19 protein-coding genes are annotated in these 17239 nt (G+C 63.9%); 6 read left to right on the forward strand and 13 right to left on the reverse strand.

Annotated elements, in window-relative coordinates:
- Positions 1–147: 147 nt before the first annotated feature.
- From GS429_RS03985 to GS429_RS04010, 6 genes are all read right to left on the reverse strand, one after another.
- Positions 148–1509: an aminotransferase class III-fold pyridoxal phosphate-dependent enzyme gene (locus GS429_RS03985; protein WP_160062934.1), complete on the reverse strand. Its 1362-nt coding sequence runs from the start codon at positions 1507–1509 to the stop codon at positions 148–150.
- A 249-nt stretch (positions 1510–1758) separates the two neighbouring features.
- The gene (locus GS429_RS03990; protein ID WP_160062936.1) at positions 1759–3423 is read right to left on the reverse strand and encodes a BCCT family transporter; all 1665 of its coding nucleotides are present in this window, start codon (positions 3421–3423) and stop codon (positions 1759–1761) included.
- 484 nt (positions 3424–3907) lie between these two features.
- Positions 3908–4555 (reverse strand): DUF8102 family protein, encoded by a 648-nt coding sequence (locus GS429_RS03995; protein ID WP_160062938.1) that lies wholly within the window; start codon positions 4553–4555, stop codon positions 3908–3910.
- A 195-nt stretch (positions 4556–4750) separates the two neighbouring features.
- Positions 4751–6031 carry an amidohydrolase gene (locus GS429_RS04000; protein WP_160062940.1) on the reverse strand — a complete coding sequence of 427 codons (1281 nt, stop codon included), beginning with the start codon at positions 6029–6031 and terminating at the stop codon, positions 4751–4753.
- 161 nt (positions 6032–6192) lie between these two features.
- Positions 6193–6582, reverse strand: a complete 390-nt coding sequence (locus tag GS429_RS04005) for a Rid family detoxifying hydrolase (RefSeq protein ID WP_160062942.1) — start codon at positions 6580–6582, stop codon at positions 6193–6195.
- 79 nt (positions 6583–6661) lie between these two features.
- Entirely contained in the window at positions 6662–8035 is a 1374-nt protein-coding gene (locus GS429_RS04010; protein ID WP_160062944.1) for an aspartate aminotransferase family protein, read from the reverse strand.
- A 388-nt stretch (positions 8036–8423) separates the two neighbouring features.
- Between GS429_RS04010 and GS429_RS04015 the strand changes: the two genes are divergently transcribed.
- Together GS429_RS04015 and GS429_RS04020 are read left to right on the forward strand one after the other, a co-directional pair.
- Positions 8424–9296, forward strand: coding sequence for a proline dehydrogenase family protein (locus tag GS429_RS04015; RefSeq protein WP_160062946.1), 873 nt, complete (start codon positions 8424–8426; stop codon positions 9294–9296).
- Positions 9297–9335: 39 nt separating this feature from the next.
- On the forward strand, positions 9336–10052 hold the full coding sequence (locus GS429_RS04020; protein WP_160062948.1) for a DUF502 domain-containing protein: 717 nt from the start codon (positions 9336–9338) through the stop codon (positions 10050–10052).
- Between the two features lie 123 nt (positions 10053–10175).
- On the opposite strand, the gene GS429_RS04025 is transcribed toward GS429_RS04020, so the two are convergent.
- The 3 genes from GS429_RS04025 to GS429_RS04035 all read right to left on the reverse strand — a co-directional run bounded on the left by GS429_RS04025 (position 10176) and on the right by GS429_RS04035 (position 11954).
- Positions 10176–11369 (reverse strand): threonine synthase, encoded by a 1194-nt coding sequence (locus GS429_RS04025; RefSeq protein ID WP_160062950.1) that lies wholly within the window; start codon positions 11367–11369, stop codon positions 10176–10178.
- A gap of 184 nt (positions 11370–11553) precedes the next feature.
- Positions 11554–11730, reverse strand: coding sequence for a 50S ribosomal protein L37e (locus GS429_RS04030; RefSeq protein WP_076609090.1), 177 nt, complete (start codon positions 11728–11730; stop codon positions 11554–11556).
- The gene (locus GS429_RS04035) at positions 11727–11954 is read right to left on the reverse strand and encodes an LSM domain-containing protein (RefSeq protein WP_160062952.1); all 228 of its coding nucleotides are present in this window, start codon (positions 11952–11954) and stop codon (positions 11727–11729) included. The genes GS429_RS04030 and GS429_RS04035 overlap by 4 nt, the downstream gene beginning before the upstream one ends.
- Positions 11955–12078: 124 nt before the next feature.
- On the opposite strand from GS429_RS04035, the gene GS429_RS04040 reads away from it, so the two are divergent.
- Both GS429_RS04040 and GS429_RS04045 read left to right on the forward strand, forming a co-directional pair.
- Positions 12079–12402 carry a hypothetical protein gene (locus GS429_RS04040; RefSeq protein ID WP_160062954.1) on the forward strand — a complete coding sequence of 108 codons (324 nt, stop codon included), beginning with the start codon at positions 12079–12081 and terminating at the stop codon, positions 12400–12402.
- A 141-nt stretch (positions 12403–12543) separates the two neighbouring features.
- A complete protein-coding gene (locus tag GS429_RS04045) occupies positions 12544–13506 on the forward strand; it encodes a zinc-dependent metalloprotease (protein ID WP_328821233.1) in 963 nt (320 codons plus the stop codon).
- Between the two features lie 99 nt (positions 13507–13605).
- On the opposite strand, the gene GS429_RS04050 is transcribed toward GS429_RS04045, so the two are convergent.
- Positions 13606–13818, reverse strand: coding sequence for a hypothetical protein (locus GS429_RS04050; RefSeq protein ID WP_160062956.1), 213 nt, complete (start codon positions 13816–13818; stop codon positions 13606–13608).
- Positions 13815–14258, reverse strand: a complete 444-nt coding sequence (locus GS429_RS04055; protein ID WP_160062958.1) for a nuclear transport factor 2 family protein — start codon at positions 14256–14258, stop codon at positions 13815–13817. Before GS429_RS04055 ends, GS429_RS04050 begins: the two co-directional genes overlap by 4 nt.
- Positions 14259–14615: 357 nt before the next feature.
- On the opposite strand from GS429_RS04055, the gene GS429_RS04060 reads away from it, so the two are divergent.
- A complete protein-coding gene (locus tag GS429_RS04060) occupies positions 14616–15401 on the forward strand; it encodes an SRPBCC family protein (RefSeq protein WP_160062960.1) in 786 nt (261 codons plus the stop codon).
- 228 nt (positions 15402–15629) lie between these two features.
- Here the strand turns inward: GS429_RS04060 and GS429_RS04065 are convergent, their stop codons facing one another.
- The gene (locus GS429_RS04065; protein ID WP_160062962.1) at positions 15630–16181 is read right to left on the reverse strand and encodes a hypothetical protein; all 552 of its coding nucleotides are present in this window, start codon (positions 16179–16181) and stop codon (positions 15630–15632) included.
- A gap of 172 nt (positions 16182–16353) precedes the next feature.
- Here GS429_RS04065 and GS429_RS04070 point away from each other — a divergent pair, with 172 nt between their 5' ends.
- Positions 16354–16641, forward strand: a complete 288-nt coding sequence (locus GS429_RS04070) for a hypothetical protein (RefSeq protein ID WP_160062964.1) — start codon at positions 16354–16356, stop codon at positions 16639–16641.
- Between the two features lie 6 nt (positions 16642–16647).
- Here the strand turns inward: GS429_RS04070 and GS429_RS04075 are convergent, their stop codons facing one another.
- Complete coding sequence (locus GS429_RS04075) at positions 16648–17199, reverse strand: DMT family transporter (protein WP_160062966.1); 552 nt, start codon at positions 17197–17199, stop codon at positions 16648–16650.
- Between the last annotated feature and the right edge of the window lie 40 nt (positions 17200–17239).

Consider the following 17239-nt stretch of genomic DNA (forward strand, 5'->3'; position numbering starts at 1 on the left):
CCGCTGGTCACCGTTCGCTTTTCGAGGCACTCCCGATGGTCGCGCCTCGCTTTCGTTCACCGCGGCCCAGCGCGCGCCACCGTACGTGGGCAACTTGGCGCTGGAGAGACATTAAAACCGAAACCCGAGGAGAAAAACGAATCCCGATTAGGCGGCTTTCACGCTCGCACCGGCCGCTTCGATCGCCTCGAGGAAGATCCCGATTCCCAGTTCGATCTCGCGCTCGCTCGAGTCAAGCGGCGGGAGGAGACGGATCGTCTTCTTGCCACAGCCGAGCGTCAACAGGCCGCGCTTCAGTGATTCCTGCACCACGGCCGTCCGCCGTTCGGGCGTATCGAAGGTGACCGCGAGCATCAGCCCCTTGCCGCGGACGTCCTCGACGTGATCGGGCGCGTCGTCCCGGAGCAGTTCCTTCGCTTGCTCGCCGCGCTGGGTTGCGTTTTCGAGCAGGTCGTACTCCTGAATGGCCTCGAGCGTGAACGTGCCCATCATCGAGCCGAGCAGGTCGCCGCCGCCGAAGGTCGAACCGAGTCGGTTCTTCTCGCCGGGGAAAATTTCGGATCGCGAAATCGTCGCGCCGACGCGCAAGGCCTTCGCGCTGGCGATGACGTCGGGTTCGATCGGGTAGTGATCGGACGCCCAGATCTCACCGGTGCGGCCCACGCCGGCCTGAATCTCGTCGACGACCAGCGGAATATCGTACTCGTCGGTGACGTCCGCAATCTCCTGCATGAACGCTTCGCTGGGGAACCGGTAGCCGCCGACGCCCTGGATCGGCTCGAGGGTCACGAATGCGACCTCGTCGGGGTTGATGTGGCCGCCCTCGGGCGACAGCGAGTTCCGAAGCTGCGAACCGGCGCCGGTGAAGAAACCGCAGTCGCAGGTGCTCGCGTCACAGCCCCGGTCGGCGCAGAACGGCACCGTCTCGATGCCGCTGATTTCGGGGTAGTGTCGCGTGTAGACCTCCTTCGATTTCGTGATCGAGAGGGTGCCGAACGTGCGGCCGTGGAAACTGCCCGAAAACGCCACGCCGTACTTCGACGGCGCTCGGTAGTCGTGGCTGATCTTCATCGCGTTCTCCATGGCCTCCGCGCCGGAGTTCGAGAGGAAGACGGTGTCCATCCCGTACTGACTCGAGACGTCGGTCAGTTTTTCCATGAGGTGACTCGAGCCCGGGACGTCCGATTCCTCGGGGGAGGGGCCGGCGCCAAAGTACATGTCTTGGCCGGCGATTTTCATCGGTTCGACGAGGTCGAACTCCCGAAGCTTTCCGGTTACTTTCTCGTTGTTGTAGCCGAGCGGTGCCGCACCGATGTGGCACGTAAAGTCCAGCAACACGTTTCCGTCGACGTCGGTAACGAACGGCCCGTCGGCCTCGCGGGTGATGTCCCAGACGAACTCGTGTGAGTACTCGCTCGGTGCCGCGTTCGCCCCGTGGTACTCGACCCACTGCTGGGCGTTGGGCCCGGGGAATGTGCCCACGTCCGGTCGCGCGGTATCCCTATCCATACACAGATTATGTGTACGTCATCATTAAATCTTGTTGTAGGTAGGCACGATGGTCGCAGAATCGGGACCGATAACGAGCGAACACGCACCATGAACGAGCGGGGCAGCGGATAGCCGAAAGCGACAGCGCCGCCGGAGAACACGGATGAAGACGAGAAGAGGATCTGACTCGTACGGACGGCTGTACGTCGTTTCCGGCGCAATCACGACCGTTTCGCGATTGCGCGGTAAATCGTTACAGCACCCGAATCAGTCGTCGTCGCCTGGTTCGACGGTCGGCGACGGATCGTCACTGGATTGTTCCGGAGTGGAACCGAACAGCACCGTCTTCTCCTGGAGCAACACGCGACCTCGCGTGCCGCTGAAGTCCTTGACCAGGCAGAGCAAGGCCAGGAAGCAGACGATCGCGAACGGTGCGCCAGTGATCACGACTGCCTGCTGGAGTGCGCCAGTACCCTGATCGCCGCCGAGGATCATGAGGATCGCGGCGGTCATGCCGAGGACGACGCCCCAGAAGATTCGGTTAATGTTCGACGGCCGTTCCTTTCCGCCGGTGGTCATCATCGAGACGGCGAGCGTCGAGGAGTCGGCCGACGTGATGAAGAACGTCGTGACGAGAACCAGGAACCCGAGTATCAGTACCGACCCGATCGGGATCGAAACCCCGGCGATCGAGAGCGACAGCGCATCGAACAGGATGAAGCCGGAGACTTCCGCACCGGCTTCGCCCGCCATCACCGCGCTGAAGTCGGCAACGCCCTCGTGCTGGGCCCACACTGCGGTACCGCCGACGAACGTGAACCACGGAATGGTCGCCGCCGACGTCGCGATGATGCCGGTAAACGCGACCTCGCGGACGGTTCGCCCCTTGGAGATACGGGCGATGAACAGGCCCGCGAACGGCGACCACGAGAGCGCCCACGCCCAGTAGAAGACGGTCCAGGCCTCGACCCAGCCGGTGCCACCCTCGCCGGCACCGGTGTAGAGGCTCATCGAGACGAAGTCGCCGATCATGCCACCCATCGCCTGGGAACCGAGCAACAGGAGCAACATCGTCGGACCCGCTATGAACGTGATAACCATGAGCGCGACGAACAGGCCCATGTTGAAGTTCGAAAGCCGACGAATCCCCTTGTCGATCCCGAGCACCATCGAGATGGTAAAGAGAATCGTCATCCCCGTTACCACGATGAGAATGCCGGTGTTACCCAGATCGATTCCCCACTGGTAGTTGAGTCCGCTGACGAACTGACTCCCGATGAATCCCAGCGACGTTGCGACGCCGCCGATCGTCGCGAACACGGCGAGGATGTCGATTACCTTTGCGGCCGTTCCGTCGAGGTTATCCTTTCCGAGCAGCGGCGTGAGCGCCGAAGACACCCGCAGCGGGACCTTGTCGTAGTTGTACGCGAAGTAGCCGATCGCGATTCCCATGATGGTAAACACCGCGAGCTGGGGCAGCGCCCAGTGGAACAGCGTTTGCTGAATCGCGAGCGGAATCGCGGCACCCGATTCAGCTTCGGCACCGAACAGCGGGTTCGGATCCGCGTAATAGAACAGCCCCTCGGTCGGTCCCCAGAACACGACACCCGCAGCGAACCCTGCGGAGTACAGCATCGCGAAAAATGACAGGAAGCTGTACTCCGGATCCTCGTCGCCGAGTTTGATCTTCCCCCACGGCCCGACGATCAGGAACAGGAGGAAGACGACGATCAGGAACACGATCACCAGCAGCGCCCAGCTCATGTAGCTGAGCATCTCGCCGTGAACGGTATCGATGCCGCTGGCGACGAAGTCCTGGTCGACAAAGAACGCGACGATCACTCCCACCGACAGCAACGCACCGAAGGCGAAAATGACCGGATCGATCTCGTCGAAGAACCGACCAACCGCTCCCTTCTCGTTGCCGCTCATGCGCTACCACCCTTCGCGCCCCGACATTCAGTTACTGTTTGCACACGTCTCCCCCGTGTTGCATCTACCATGCTTCGCGATAGCATACCGAACCAATTGTCAGTATCCCGCATAAATATTTCCTTTTTGTACCCGATATACACAGATTACGTTTATTGGTTGGACCGGTTCTCGAGAGGCTAAACACTATACGAAAGTGCCTAAATGACTCTGAGGACCCTCTATAATTATAATAGCATAACCTATATCCCGATAATAATAACATACGGAGATTCTCACACAGTGTGTTCCACGCTGACCGAATCTGGCGGTGAGCGTGCCGGGTCATATACTGTAGTCACCCGATCGGGAAGGACAGAGCGAGCAGTCGCACGCACTGTGGCCTAGATAACGTTCGTGACCGACACGAAGCCGGCAAATTTATCGTGAAAGTGATTTCGAGGCAGCAGTTGGTCGGCCGGCGAAAACGATTTCTGAAACGGAGTCAGTTCGTCAGTTCCTCGAGTTTCCGGTCGCGAGCCTCGGCGCTCTCGGTAACGCGCTCGGAGAATTCGTCGACGCGGTCTTTGATCTCCTCGCGGGTCCCCTCGGGTGAGAAGCTATCCGACATCGTCAGGAGTCGAACGAACGCTCGGAGTTCCTCGTCGGTCAACTGGGCGAACTCCTCGTTCTCGAGTTTCTCGATGACTTCGTCGACGTCGATCTGACCGACCGGATCGACGTTGAACTCGACGTTGACCATCCGGTAGTTCGAACCGGCGAGTCGCTGTTCGGCCTTGCCGACGCCCTCGGAGAGCATCTCTTTGAACGGCGTGTGATACCCCATCGTACCGAGATGCAAGAACGCGAGCATATCCGTGATCCCTTGCGTGTAGGCGTCTCGATCCTCGTCGTCCGGATCGAACACCGTCTCCCGGTCCCGTTCCTCGAGGTACTCGAAAAGAATGCTGAAGTCGAGGACCGCGTTCCGCACCCGCCGCCGGATCCGGTTTCGCTTTTGCTTTTTCGAGTGGTCGGTGTAGTCCGTCTTCCGTCCGAGCAGGAAGTCGCGGTCGGAGGGCGTAAGAATTCCGCGCGGGCGATCCGAGTCCGCCGCCGTTCGAAGCGACTCCGGCACGTCGTCCTGACTCATACACAACACACGGTGGGCCCGCGAATTAATCCTTCTGATCTATCGAACACGGCAATTATCGTACATCTTGTCGATCGGCAACCCCTTCGACGTCCGCCCGACTCGGCTGTGTCTCCCCGCTGAAACGAATCGAGACACACAGCACAACCGGGGGTGTTGCGGACTCGAGAACTGAACGCGACCACACCGACCCCGTTACGGTCGCCGTCTAGAACACTCGAGAATGGCGTCTGTGATGACCGAGACGCCGATCTCGAGACTGCTCTCGTCGATATCGAACGTCGGCGTGTGGTGGTTCGTCGGGTGGTCGGAGCCGACGAGCATGTACGAGGCGAGGCCGCCGCCTTGCTGTACCCGCTCCATCAGGTAGGTGACGTCCTCGCTGACGCCGAACGGCGTCGTCTCGACGATCCGGTCGACGCCGACGGTCTCGCGTGCGACCGCGGCGACGAGGTTTCGAAGTTCGGGGTCGCTATCCGCCCGCGGCGACTCGCTGATGATTCGGGGCGTGACGTCGCAGTCGTGCATCTCCGCGGCGGCGTAGAGCACGCGCTCGAGTTCCGTTCGCATGTACTCCATGAGCCCCGTCGTCTCGCCGCGGACTTCAGCTTCGATGGTGATCTCCTCGGCGATGACGTTGCTGGCGGTTCCGCCCTCGATATGGCCGATATTGACCCGGGTCATCCCGTCGCTGTGTCGCGGGATCGCGTACGCGTTCTGGATCGCGGTCGCCGACGCCTGCATGGCGTTGCCCCCTTCGTTCGGTGCTTTGCCCGCGTGAGCGCTCGCCCCCTCGAACGTGGCCGTTAGGTGCGCCATCGCCAGCGGCTTCTCGATCCCGGCGACGATCTCGCCGGACGGGTGATCGAGCCCGATGTGCAGCGCGAACAGGTAGTCAACGTCGTCGACGTACCCTCCTTTGGCCATCGCCTTCCCGCCGCCCGAAATCTCCTCGGCGGGCTGGAAAAACACCTTGAATGTCCCCGAAAAGTCGCTGTCCTTCACGGCCTCGAGTGTGCCCAGTGCGATTGCGATGTGGGCGTCGTGCCCGCAGGCGTGCATGTACCCCTCGTGTTCGGATCGAAAGCCCTCCGCGGCGGGTCGGTGGTCGTCGGCGGACGACTCCTCCATCGAAATCGCATCGAGATCGACGCGCAGGCCGACCGTCGGCCCATCGCCCTGTTCGAGCACCGCAACCACGCCGGTGTGCCCGCCGGCGGTCCGCTCGAGGATGTCCTCCCGAACATCCGCGTCGCGTGCCCGTTCGAACCAGGGCTCGAGTTCCGATTCCGATGGCACGGCCATGCGCTCGTCGGTCGAAAGGGCCTCGCGGCCGACGGCGATCTCGTCGACGCCGATTTCCTCGAGTTCCGCTACGACTTGCGCCGTCGTCCGGAACTCGCGCCAGCCGGGTTCCGGGAGGCGGTGGAAGATTCGCCGCACCTCGCTCAATCTGTTCCGAACGTCATAGGCCATTCTTGCCGGTTGTAAGCGCGGGAAGTACTTAACCGTGGTCGAAAATCGTATACCGTCTACGCGAGTTCGATTGAAGCAGCGATGTGGGAGCCTCGCGAGGCTCGCGGGTGACACCGATCAGCACACAAACGACGGCGACGAGGGCCGTCCGCCGGGAACGTTCAACCGAGATACGCCGTCGCGTCCATCTCGACGCGAACGTCTTCCGGCAGCCGCGAGACCTCGACACAGACGCGCGCCGGTGGCTCCGCGCCGAACTGCTCGCCGTAGGCCTCGTTGACGCGCTCATAGTCCTCGAGGTCGGTCAGGTAGACCGTGACCTTGACCACGTCGTCGAGGCCGTCGCCGCCGGCTTCGTCGACGACAGCGGCGATGTTCTCGAGGACCCGAACCGTCTGGTCCTGGACGTCGCCGTCGGCTTCCTCGCCTGTCTCCGGATCGACGGGGCCGTAGCCGGAGACGTACAGCGTATCGCCGGCCCGGACGCCCTGCGAGTAGGGGTTGTCGTTGCTCGGTGCGTCATCGGTTTCGATGGGATCTGTATCGGACATGGTGACTCGAGTACGGCGGGTTCCGAACGGTTCCGTTCGTGTATCGGGAAGCGATCGAGACGCGAGGCCGGACCGATGTTCAGGCCGTCTGTGCGGTCACGTGCTCGATGGCCTCGGCGACGACGTCCAGCGCCGTCTCCGCGAGCTCGTGGGTGAGCACGAGCGGCGGGAGGAATCGCAGGATGTTGCCGTGGCGGCCGGCCGTCCAGACGAGGACGCCGTGTTCGAAGCAGTACTGTTGGATCGCGTCGACGGTATCGCTGTCGGGCTTCCCGTCGGCGTCGACGAACTCGGCGCCGATGATCAGGCCCTTACCGCGGATGTCGGCGAGACGGTCGGTCTCCTCGCCCGCTTCCCGGAGCCGTCCCTGAATGTACTCGCCGAGTTCTTTTGCGTGGGCGAGCAGGTCGTGTTCCTGGATGTACTCGATGGCGCGGGTGCCGGCGCGCATCCCGACGACGTGGCCGCGGTAGGTGCCGGCGTGGTCGCCCGACCCCCACGTATCGAGTTCCTCCTTGTACATCGTCGCGGAGAGCGGGAAGCCGACGCCGCCGAGGGCTTTCGCGGAGGTCATCACGTCCGGCGTGACGCCCTCCCAGTCGCTGGCCCACCACTCGCCGGTGCGGCCGAGGCCACTCTGGATCTCGTCGAAGACGAGCGTGACGTCGTTGTCGGTGGCGATGTCACGCAGCCCCTGCAGGAAGCCCTCCGGCGGGGTGACGATGCCGCCCTCGCCCTGGATCGGTTCGACGATGATTCCGGCCGGATTCGCGAGACCGCCGTAGGGATCCTCGACGATGGCCTGGACCTCCTCTAAGGCGTGATCGACGGCCTCCTGTGGCGCTTTGTCCTGTCGGAACGGGTGCGGGTACGGCGCGTGGACGACGTCGGAAAGGAGCGGCGTGTAGTGACCCTTGAACTTCTTGTTCGAGGTGACGCTCATCGCGCCGGTCGTCGCCCCGTGGTAGGCGCCGCGGAACGCGATGAGACCGTCGCCGCCCGTGTTGTACTTGGCGAGCTTGATCGACGCTTCGATGGCGTCGCTACCCGTCGGGCCGCCGAACACGACCCGGTTGTTGCCCTGCATGCCCGCCGGCGCGATTTCGTCGAGTTTCTCGATCAACTCGAGTCGCGCTTCGGTCGGGAAGTCGACCGTGTGGACGAACTTGTCGGCCTGTTCGTGAACCGCCTCCAGAACGTAGGGGTTCGAGTGGCCGACGTTGAGCACGCCGATGCCGGCGAACATGTCGATGTAGGTGTTGCCGTCCGCGTCGCGGACCGTCGCTCCCTTCCCCTCCTCGAACGCGATCGGGATGTCGTTGGGGTAGGCGACCGCGCTGCTGTCGATCTCCGTCTGTTTCTCGAGCAGGGCGCGGGTGTTGGGCCCGGGTACGGAGTCGACGTTCGGTGCGTCATCGAAGTGAATGTCGTCGATCGGCGGTCCTGCCGTCATACGTGTCCCCAGGTGAAACAGATATTAATAACTTGTCCACAATATCCATGAAGAGTGTATACAATTACTGACTACACACCTGCGGAGAACGGGACGGGATCGATCGAGACTCGTAGTCGCGTGCCGATCGGCCCGACCGCTCGCCGGGATTCCACAGCGCGTCGTTGATCGTCAGTCCCGCAGCAGTCGACTGAGCGGGCAGACAGTACCGCTCGTCGGCCCGACCGACACTGTAGTCTACGACGAACTGCGTGACCCTCTCGAGGCCATATCCCGTGGCGTTCGGCTCGAGTGTGCGGAAGCGGTCCCTATAGCGAGCGAATTGGGCCAATGTGCCACGCGCTGTCACACACAAACTCCCTTAGGACTGGCAGTCCAACTAGGGAACATGATTCCGCCGATCGCGAACCGGTTCGTCGCCGGGGAGTCCCCGGCACAGGCGCTCGATCACGTGCGGCGACTCAACGGCCGCAACGTCAAGGCGATCGTCAATCTGCTGGGTGAGCACTACGACGACCGACCGCCCGTTCGCTCGGACGCTGGGGAGTACCGGGCGCTGGCCGGCGACATCGCGAACTCGAATCTCGACGCCTGTCTCTCGATCAAACCCTCGCAGCTGGGCCTCGATCTGGGCGAGGACGTGTTTCGCGAGGAACTCGAGGCCGTCGTCGAGGCGGCGGCCGACCACGGCGTTTTCGTCTGGATCGATATGGAAGACCACACGACGACGGACGCCACGCTCGACGCCTTCGAGGACCTCGCTCGCGAGTACGGCGGCGGCGAGCGCTCGGCGTCCGATCAGGGATCCGACGCCGGCGTCGGCGTCTGTGTCCAGGCCAACCTCGAGCGAACCCGCGCGGACGTCGAACGGCTCGCGGACGTACCCGGAAAGGTCCGATTCGTCAAAGGAGCCTACGACGAACCGGCCGACGTCGCCTACCAGGACTCGACGCGAATCAACCGGGAGTACAGGGACCTCCTCGAGTACGCCTTCGAGCACTATGACGGCGGGATCGGGATCGGGAGCCACGACCCGGCGATGATCGAGCACGCGATCGACCTCCACGAGGAGCACGGTACCGACTTCGAGATTCAGATGCTCATGGGCGTCCGCGAAGACGCCCAGTACGAACTCGCCGATGACCACTCCGTCTATCAGTACGTTCCCTACGGCGACCGCTGGAAGTCGTACTTCTACCGTCGCGTTACCGAACGGAAGGAAAACGTGTGGTTCGCCCTCCGAGCGATCCTCGGCCGCTAAAGGGAAGGGCTCATTAGCCCCTAGTGTGAGTTGCTGTACATGGCTTCGTGGAAGCGAGATTTCGCGAGCGGGCTGATCGTCCTCGGCCCGATTCTCGTCACCCTCTACGTTATTTACTGGCTCTACGGCCTCGTCGCCGGTCTCACGCCCGGGCTCATCCTCGACCCCGAGGCCCTCGAGCCCCTCGTGCCGGGCGACGGCGAGCAGGCCACCCAGACTCGCGAGCAACTCGCACAGTTTCTTCGCGTCGTCGTCGCGCTGACCGTCTTCACCATCCTCACCTTTTCCGTCGGCTATCTCATGCGGACGACCGTCGGCGGCCTCTTCGAACGGGTCGTCGACAACGTCGCGAACCGCGTCCCCGTGATGCGTGTCGTCTACAACGCTTCGAAGATGGCCGCTGAGACCGCGTTCGGCGAACAGGACTCCCTCCAGAAACCCGTGAAACTCGAAACCTGGAACGGGCTGCGAATGACGGCGTTCAAGACGGGCAAAGTGACCGAGGACGGTCGCGAAGTGCTGTTCTTACCGACCTCGCCGAACATCACCACCGGGTTCGTCATCGAGGTCAAATCCGAACGGATCACGGAACTCGAGGAGGACGTCGAAGACGCGCTGACCCGCGTCTTGAGCGCTGGGTTCGGTGATGCAAACCGGAATCGTGGCATGGACGCCGGCGTTTCGATCGACGTCGTCGACGAGGCGAAAGCGGAGAGCATCGACGAAACGAACCCCGAGAAGGCCGACGACGACTGAGTCGCCTCGTGCGTTTTTCGAGAGCCACCGTTTGTTGCCGTCGAAAGTCCGAATAAGCAGTGAGCGGATACCTGGATACCGCCCAATCAGCGGACCAGATAACCGAACCGGCCTGAACTGTCGTCAGATCCCCTGACTCATCAGGTGACTGCGCAGCACGTCCGCTTCCTTGTTCCCGGCTCCGGTGTTCAGGATCACGACCGTCTCGTCGCCGTCGAACTCGCCGCGTTCTGCGAGCTCCCACGCTCCGCTGGCCGCCGCCGCCGAACTCGGAACCATCTCGAGGCCCTCGTGCTGGGCGACCTGCGTCGCGGCGTCGAGAATGTCGGGGTCGTCCATCGCGACCGCGCCGCCGTCGGTCTCGCGGAGCGCCTCGAGGATCCACGGGCTCGCCCCGGGATCCGGAATCTCGAGGCCGCCGCAGATGGTGTCCGGGGTTTCGACCGGCTCGTGTTCGTCGCGGCCGTCCTCGTAGGCGTCGACGATGGGCGCACAGCCCGACGCCTGGGCTGCATACAGCGAGGGGACCTCGTCGATCAGCCCGAGATCGCGAAACTCCGTTGCGGCCTTGTACATCCCGATCAGCCCGACGCCGCCCCCGGTGGGGTAACAGATCGCGTCGGGAACCTCCCACTCGAGCTGTTCGACGATTTCGTAGAGCATCGTCTTCTTGCCCTCGTGGCGATACGGCGTGACGAACGTCTGGAGGGGATACCAGTCGTCGTGTTCGTCGAGCCCTTCTTCGTAGGCCCCGCCGGCGTCGTCGATGCGTCCGCCGACGACGTTCATGTCGCCGCCGTGGACGTTGACCATCGCCTTGTTCGTAAAGCCCGACCGCGAGGGGAGGTAGACGTGCGAGTCAAGTCCCGCCCGTCCCGCGTACGCGGCGGCGGCCTGACCGGCGTTGCCCGCCGAGGCGAGCGCGACGTCGGTCGCGCCGTGTTGTGTGGCCGCCGTTACGGCGACCGTCTGGCCGCGATCCTTGAACGTCCCCGTCGGATTCCGACCTTCGTCTTTGATCAGAACGCGTTCGACGCCCATCTCCTCGGCCAGGTTGGGACAATCGACAAGCGCCGTCGCCCCCTCGTGCATCGTCACCGCCGACTCGCGCGTAAACGGAAGCAGTTCCTCGTAGCGCCACATCGAGTCGAAGGGTCGGGACTCGAGGGTCTCGCGGTCGAGATCGATCGCGTCGTAGTCGTAGGTCGGGTCGAGCGTGCCCCCGCAGTCGGGGCACTGATGGGACTCGGTTTCGGCATCGTACGCCGCGCCGCAGTCGACACACTCGAGCCCGGTAAAGGCGTCCGTCGTCTCCATACGCGAGTGTTCGCGGCGCGGGACTAATGGCTGTCCATCGGCGGCTCGGGTGGCCGGGAAACGCGGCGTTCGAGGACGGGCAACCCAACTGCGATCAAATCGGAGACGAGACGCAGCGGTTTGCTGGCGATGGCCGTCGCTCGAAAACGGTGAGGAAGAAGCGAAAACGGCAGAACGACTGCAGTTAGTTGTCGCCGGTTTTCGACTGCCACTCGTAGCCGCGGCGCTTGGCCGATTTGCCGAAGCCACACGAGGAGCAAACCTTCTTTTTGGTGTGGTAAGACTTCTCTCCGCAGCGACGACACTTGGTGTGGGTCGTCTTGTTCTTCTTTCCTTGGCTTGGGGTTCCTGCGCCAGTCATGGAGTGATCGAAACGACGTTATCGCCGCGTATAATGGTTGTGTCTTCGACCGGCGTCTCCGCTTCAACTCCGCCTTCGACCGGAATCGTTGCGTCCTCGAGTACGAGGTTCATGTGCTGGTCGTAGCCAGCGAGGTCGCCGACGTACTCGTCGCCGCTCTTGAGTCGCACCGTTACGCGTTCGCCGAGCGAGGCTTCGAGGACATCCAGCGGTCGTCCACTCATACGAAAGACCGCAGGTGACGGACACTTAATCGTACCGGTCCTGACTCCGTCCCGCGAGCATTCGCTCTCTCCGTTACAGTATCCCAACCCAACGGCTAAGTGGTCGGTCGTTGAGCCACAGCGTATGGGAGAGACAAAGTTCACCCTTATCGAGTTGCATCTGGACGGCGACACCCAGTTCGGTCTGGGATCGATCGGCAGCGCACTGCCGATCGGACCGAGCGACGACTCGGAGGAGACGCCGGAGCACGGCACCGAAACCGACCTTGATCTCGAGACCGACGACGAGGCCGCTGCGGCCGACGAAGACGGCTCCGGCGGAAAAGCCATCGGTGCCGTCATCGCGCTCGTCGCGCTCGTCGGCATCGCCGTCGCCGCCAAGAAGTTCCGCGGCGACGACGAAGACGAACTCGAGACCGAAGAACAGCCCGACGTTATCGTCAACTGAACGCTACCGCCGACCGGAGTCGATTCGACGAACTACGAACGCGAACTCGCCACCCCGATTCGTCCGAGTCGGCGACCGACCGATCGGGGCCAGTATTCGACCGACCGAACGCTTTTGCGCTTGCTTCCCCTACTCGTAGTCGTGAATCTCTATCGTAGCGCCCAGGCCGTCGCTGGGGCCTCCGGCGACGACATGATCGACTGGCGGTCGGCCGCCGACGCTGCGAAGGCGGCGACCGATCCGGGCTCGCTCGACCTCGAGCCCGGCGAGCGCGAGGCCTACGCACGCGACGTTCGCGACGCACGGGAGGCCATTCGAACGGTGTCGGGGGCCGAGTTCGACGTTCCCGACACCGTCGAGATCCAGAACCGTCACCACTGGATTGACGCCAACATCGCGACCTTCGAGCGCGTCATGGGCACCCTCGAGGACCACGCCCAAACCGGTGCCTTCCCCGGCGTCGCTCGAACGGTCAATACGGGAACGATGACCGTCTTGCTCGCGTTCCTCGGACGGAACGTCCTCGGACAGTACGACCCCCTGCTGCTCGCCGAGTCGCCCGAGGACAACCACGCGCTGTACTTCGTCCGCCCGAACATCCTGAACGCCGCCGAGAAACTCGAGGTCGACCCCGATCGGTTCCGCCGCTGGATCGCGTTCCACGAGGTGACCCACGCCGCGGAGTTCGGGGCCGCACCCTGGTTGTCGGACCACCTCGAGACCCGCATGGAGGACGGCATCGCGGCGCTGTCGGACGGCTCGTTCGACCGGAACGCGTTCCGCGACCTCGACGCGGCGATGACCGTCGTCGAGGGGTACGCGGAACTCCTGATGGATCACGCCTTCGACGACGAGTACGCGGATTTGCGTCGGAAACTCGACGCCCGCCGGCAGGGTCGCGGACCGCTTCAGAAGCTGTTCCGGCGACTCCTCGGCCTCGGGCTCAAGGAGCGCCAGTACGAGCGCGGGAAGAACTTCTTCGAGGCCGTCGTGAACGCACGCGACCTCGAGACGGCGAGTCTCGTCTGGGAGGGCCCGGAGAGCCTGCCGACCCACGACGAACTCGACGATCCGGGGCTGTGGATTCAGCGGATCGATCGCTGAGACGGGGCGACAGTAGGACACGTTTCGGCCGTGCTGTGAGTACAAACCGGCGCTTCTCCGCTTTCGAGGCGCCCGTTCTTGACTCGGCTATCCCTACCGCTACACAATCCAGTAAACGTACCAGAGCAGCGCGGCACCCGCGATAAGGCCGCCCAGAACGGTACCCGCGATGACCACTGGCGGCGCATCGCCCTGGACGGCGATCATTCCGCCCGAAAGGCCGACGAGCGAGACGAATCCGATCGCGACCCGAGCCGATGGAGACGTCAATGCGGTCGTCTGCGAGGCGTCCCGGCCGGGACCACGTCTCATAGCTCGTCCGGAGTGCTGACGTGCATCGCGTGGAACGCCCACGCTGGCCGTTCGCCGTCGGTATTCCGGGACTCGGTAGGTTCGCCGCTCGAGTCGTCGACGGAGCCCGATTCGCGGCGAACGAGCGTCCCGCTCCAGCGCGTCTCGAAGCGGCGTCGCTCGCCTGACTCGGTGTCCGTCCAGGCCATCGTGACCTCGTCGGCGACGGTGGCGTACTCGTCGTGCTCGTCGACGACGAGATTCGTACTTTCGATCGTCCATTCGTCGGTCGTACAGCTCTGTTCCCGAAGCGCCTCCGACACCTGCTCGAAGCCGAACAGCCCCTCGCTGATGCCGAACTTCACCGTCGTCTCGTCCTCGAGAAAGTACGGTTCGAGCGCCTCGCCGTTTCGAAGCGCGTCGTAGTAGTCGCGGACGACGGATTCGGCGCGTTCGCTCATGGGTCTACTGTCGAAGCCCGGTCCCAAAGGCCCACCGGACGCAGACGCAGGTTCGGTCGCGCCGAGCGGAAGAGAGCAGTCGATAACACCACCCTCGACTCCCAGCGGGCCGCGACCGGTGGGCGCTGCACTCTCAGCCCCAACATCCAATTGACAGGTGCGTGCGAGTACGTAGTGGAGCAGTTACGACATGCCACCAAACCGTCGTCGTTGGAGGAACCACCCCGAGTTCGAAGTGTCGGTCGTCGCGACCGCTCGAGAACGTGCGCCTCGCTCCGGGCGTCGGATTCGCGTCGAAACAAACGCGGACCGCCCGGTTCGCGATAGTTCGGCGGCGGCCGGTTCGAGGAGGAAGCGATGACGTCTCGATCGCAACAGTCGATCGACGAATCGCCGGAGGCCGTGACCGTTTCGGATCGGGCGGGCTCGGGGACCAACATCGGCCCGCGGGAACGGGCCGCGTCCGTCGTGCTGGGCATCGTGCTCCTGTTTCGCGGGCTGCGGCGTCGCTCGCTCGGCGGCGTCGCGACGGCCGCCGCCGGCGGGGCGCTGCTGTCGCGCGGTGTCCGCGGTCGCAGCCGACTCTATCGACTGCTCGGCGTGAACACTGCGGCGGGCGACGAGCGACCGGACGCGGAATCGACGGACGCCCCGTCGATCGAGCGGACGATCACGGTCGGGAAACCGGCGGACGAACTCGCGGCGTTCTGCCGGGAACCGGAGCAGTTCAATCAGATCGTCGGGGAGTTTGCGGACGTATCCGAAACGACTGGTAACGAAGGACGCCTTAGCTGGCACATTGACGGGCCACTCGGTCAGGAGATCGAGTGGGAGACCGAACTCGTCGAGGAGCGACCCGGCGAACTCCTGCGGTGGGCGTCGGTCGACGGGGCAACGGTCCCACACGAGGCGACGGTCCGGTTTCAGCCGGCACCCGGCGATCGAGGAACGCAGGTCACGCTCCGGATTCAGTCCGACCCGCCCGGCGGATCGCTGGGCAACGCGGCGCTGGAACGACTCGGCGTCGTCCCGAGCGCGCTCGCCGGAACGGCGCTCGATCGGTTCAAGAGCCTCGCCGAAACAGGCGAGATTCCGACGATCGACGCGAACCCGTCGGGACGAGGGAAAGGGGACCTGATCTGAGCCGCGTTCGAATCCAACCGACTCCGTTCTCGGCCCCTCGTCACTATCCGCCATCGGTGGGTCGAAAGACGCGGTCAATCGGTCGTCCGCCCCGACGGTCCGTCGAACGACCAGCGCGACTCTGGACGTCGCTCGCGGAGCCGACCGGAATCGCGGCGATCGGCTCCCGCTCCGCTCGCGGCTCGAGAAGTCCACTCAACGGACTCGAGGGGCTACTTTCGAATCGGCCTACATGAAGCCGCGATCGACTTCGTCCGTCTCGATCAGGTCCTCGAGCTCCGAATGAAGTAACTCGTCGGCCTCCTCGAAGCGGTCGGCGAGGTCCTCGAGTTCGTCCGGTCGGTCGTACTGGTCGTACTCCATCGGTCCGAACGCGGGACTCTCGAGGGCATCCATGACGTCGTCGAAGAGGTCCTGCGGTCGGGTCGGAGCGTCCGCGTGCGTCTCGAGGACCGTCTCGAGGCGCTTGGAGACGGTCTGGGCCTGCTCCTCGTCTTCGGGCGGCGACTGAACGGCGAACCGACCGCCGCTGTTCTCTTCGGGGAGGAACGAGCCGATCTCGTCGTCGAGTTTGCGCGCCACTTGCGTCCCGACACCGCGAACCTCGTAGGGGTTCTTCGCGTAGGTCTTCAGGAAAAAGACGCCGGCGCGGGGGTGGGCGAGATACATGTCTTCGCCGACGCCGCCGGCGCGGTCACCGGCGACCGCCCGCCAGTTTTCGGGATCGACGTCCCGGTCGGTGACGTCCTCGAGTACGTCCTGCCACTCGCGAATCCGCATAGCCGAACGTTGTGACGCAGACAGAATGAACGTATCGGTCGAAGCGAACGAGACGGCCGGACGACTGCCCGCGACGTTCGGTTGCGAGGGTGTGGGATCGCGTCCGACACTCCTCCGGAACCAAAAGGGATACGGTGGGGCCACTCACAGGGAGAGTAACCGACGTTTGACCATGTCCGTCCGTCAATCACTCTCTCTCATCGAACTGTTTCGCGCCACCCCGGCGAAAAGTTCACTCCTCGCACTCGGCCCGGTCACGCTGGCAGTCGGGCAGTTAGGAAATAGTTACGTTAACGGCGTCTCCCCCGCCGTTTCGATCGCGTTCGCCGCCGTCATGATCGCGTTCGCTGTCGTCGCAACGCGACACCACGCCGCCGAATACCGGCTCCGTCGACTCGAGGCCGATATCGACGCGGATGCCGACGCGGGCCTCGAGACTGACCGGCGTTCGGCGCGGTAAACCGTATCAGGCCCGCGTCGACTCCGTCGCGACGCTCCGTGCTTCGCGGGCTTCGTAGGCGTTGTACCCCGCAAGCCCGGCGATCAGTAGTCCGGAGACGAGCGTGGTCCAGAACAGTCCTTCGGTCATCTGCAGGAGCGCCGGCGCGATGATCAGCCAGATCCCGAGCACGGCGACCAGCGACGCGACCCCGGTACTGAGCGGGATATCGTTCGACAGCCGGTAGAAGTTGTAGCCGGCGGCGAGGAACACGGCGGCACCGACCAGAAGGTTGTTCCAGAGCGACGCTTCGGCGACGTCGAAGAGCAGAAGGGAGGCGGCGACCCAGACGCCGAGTGCGGCGACGATGATACTGAGCACCGACGTCTTTCGACGCCGTTCCTCGTCCGCGATGGCGGTCGACTCGTCTCGAGGATCCCGATCGCCGGGCCGATCACCGACGCCGGTTCCGGAGTCGACGTCGTCGGACGGCTTCCGTACGCGGTCCTCGCGGCCGGTTCCTACCTCCGTTCCGCCCGCCGTTTGCGGATCGCGGTCGTCCCTGTTCGAGTCACTCATGACGACTGGCGGTTCGCCGCAGTCGGGCAAAAACGCCCCC

Source organism: Natronorubrum halalkaliphilum, assembly GCF_009834785.1.
In the GTDB taxonomy this organism is placed as follows: Archaea; Halobacteriota; Halobacteria; order Halobacteriales; family Natrialbaceae; genus Natronorubrum; species Natronorubrum halalkaliphilum.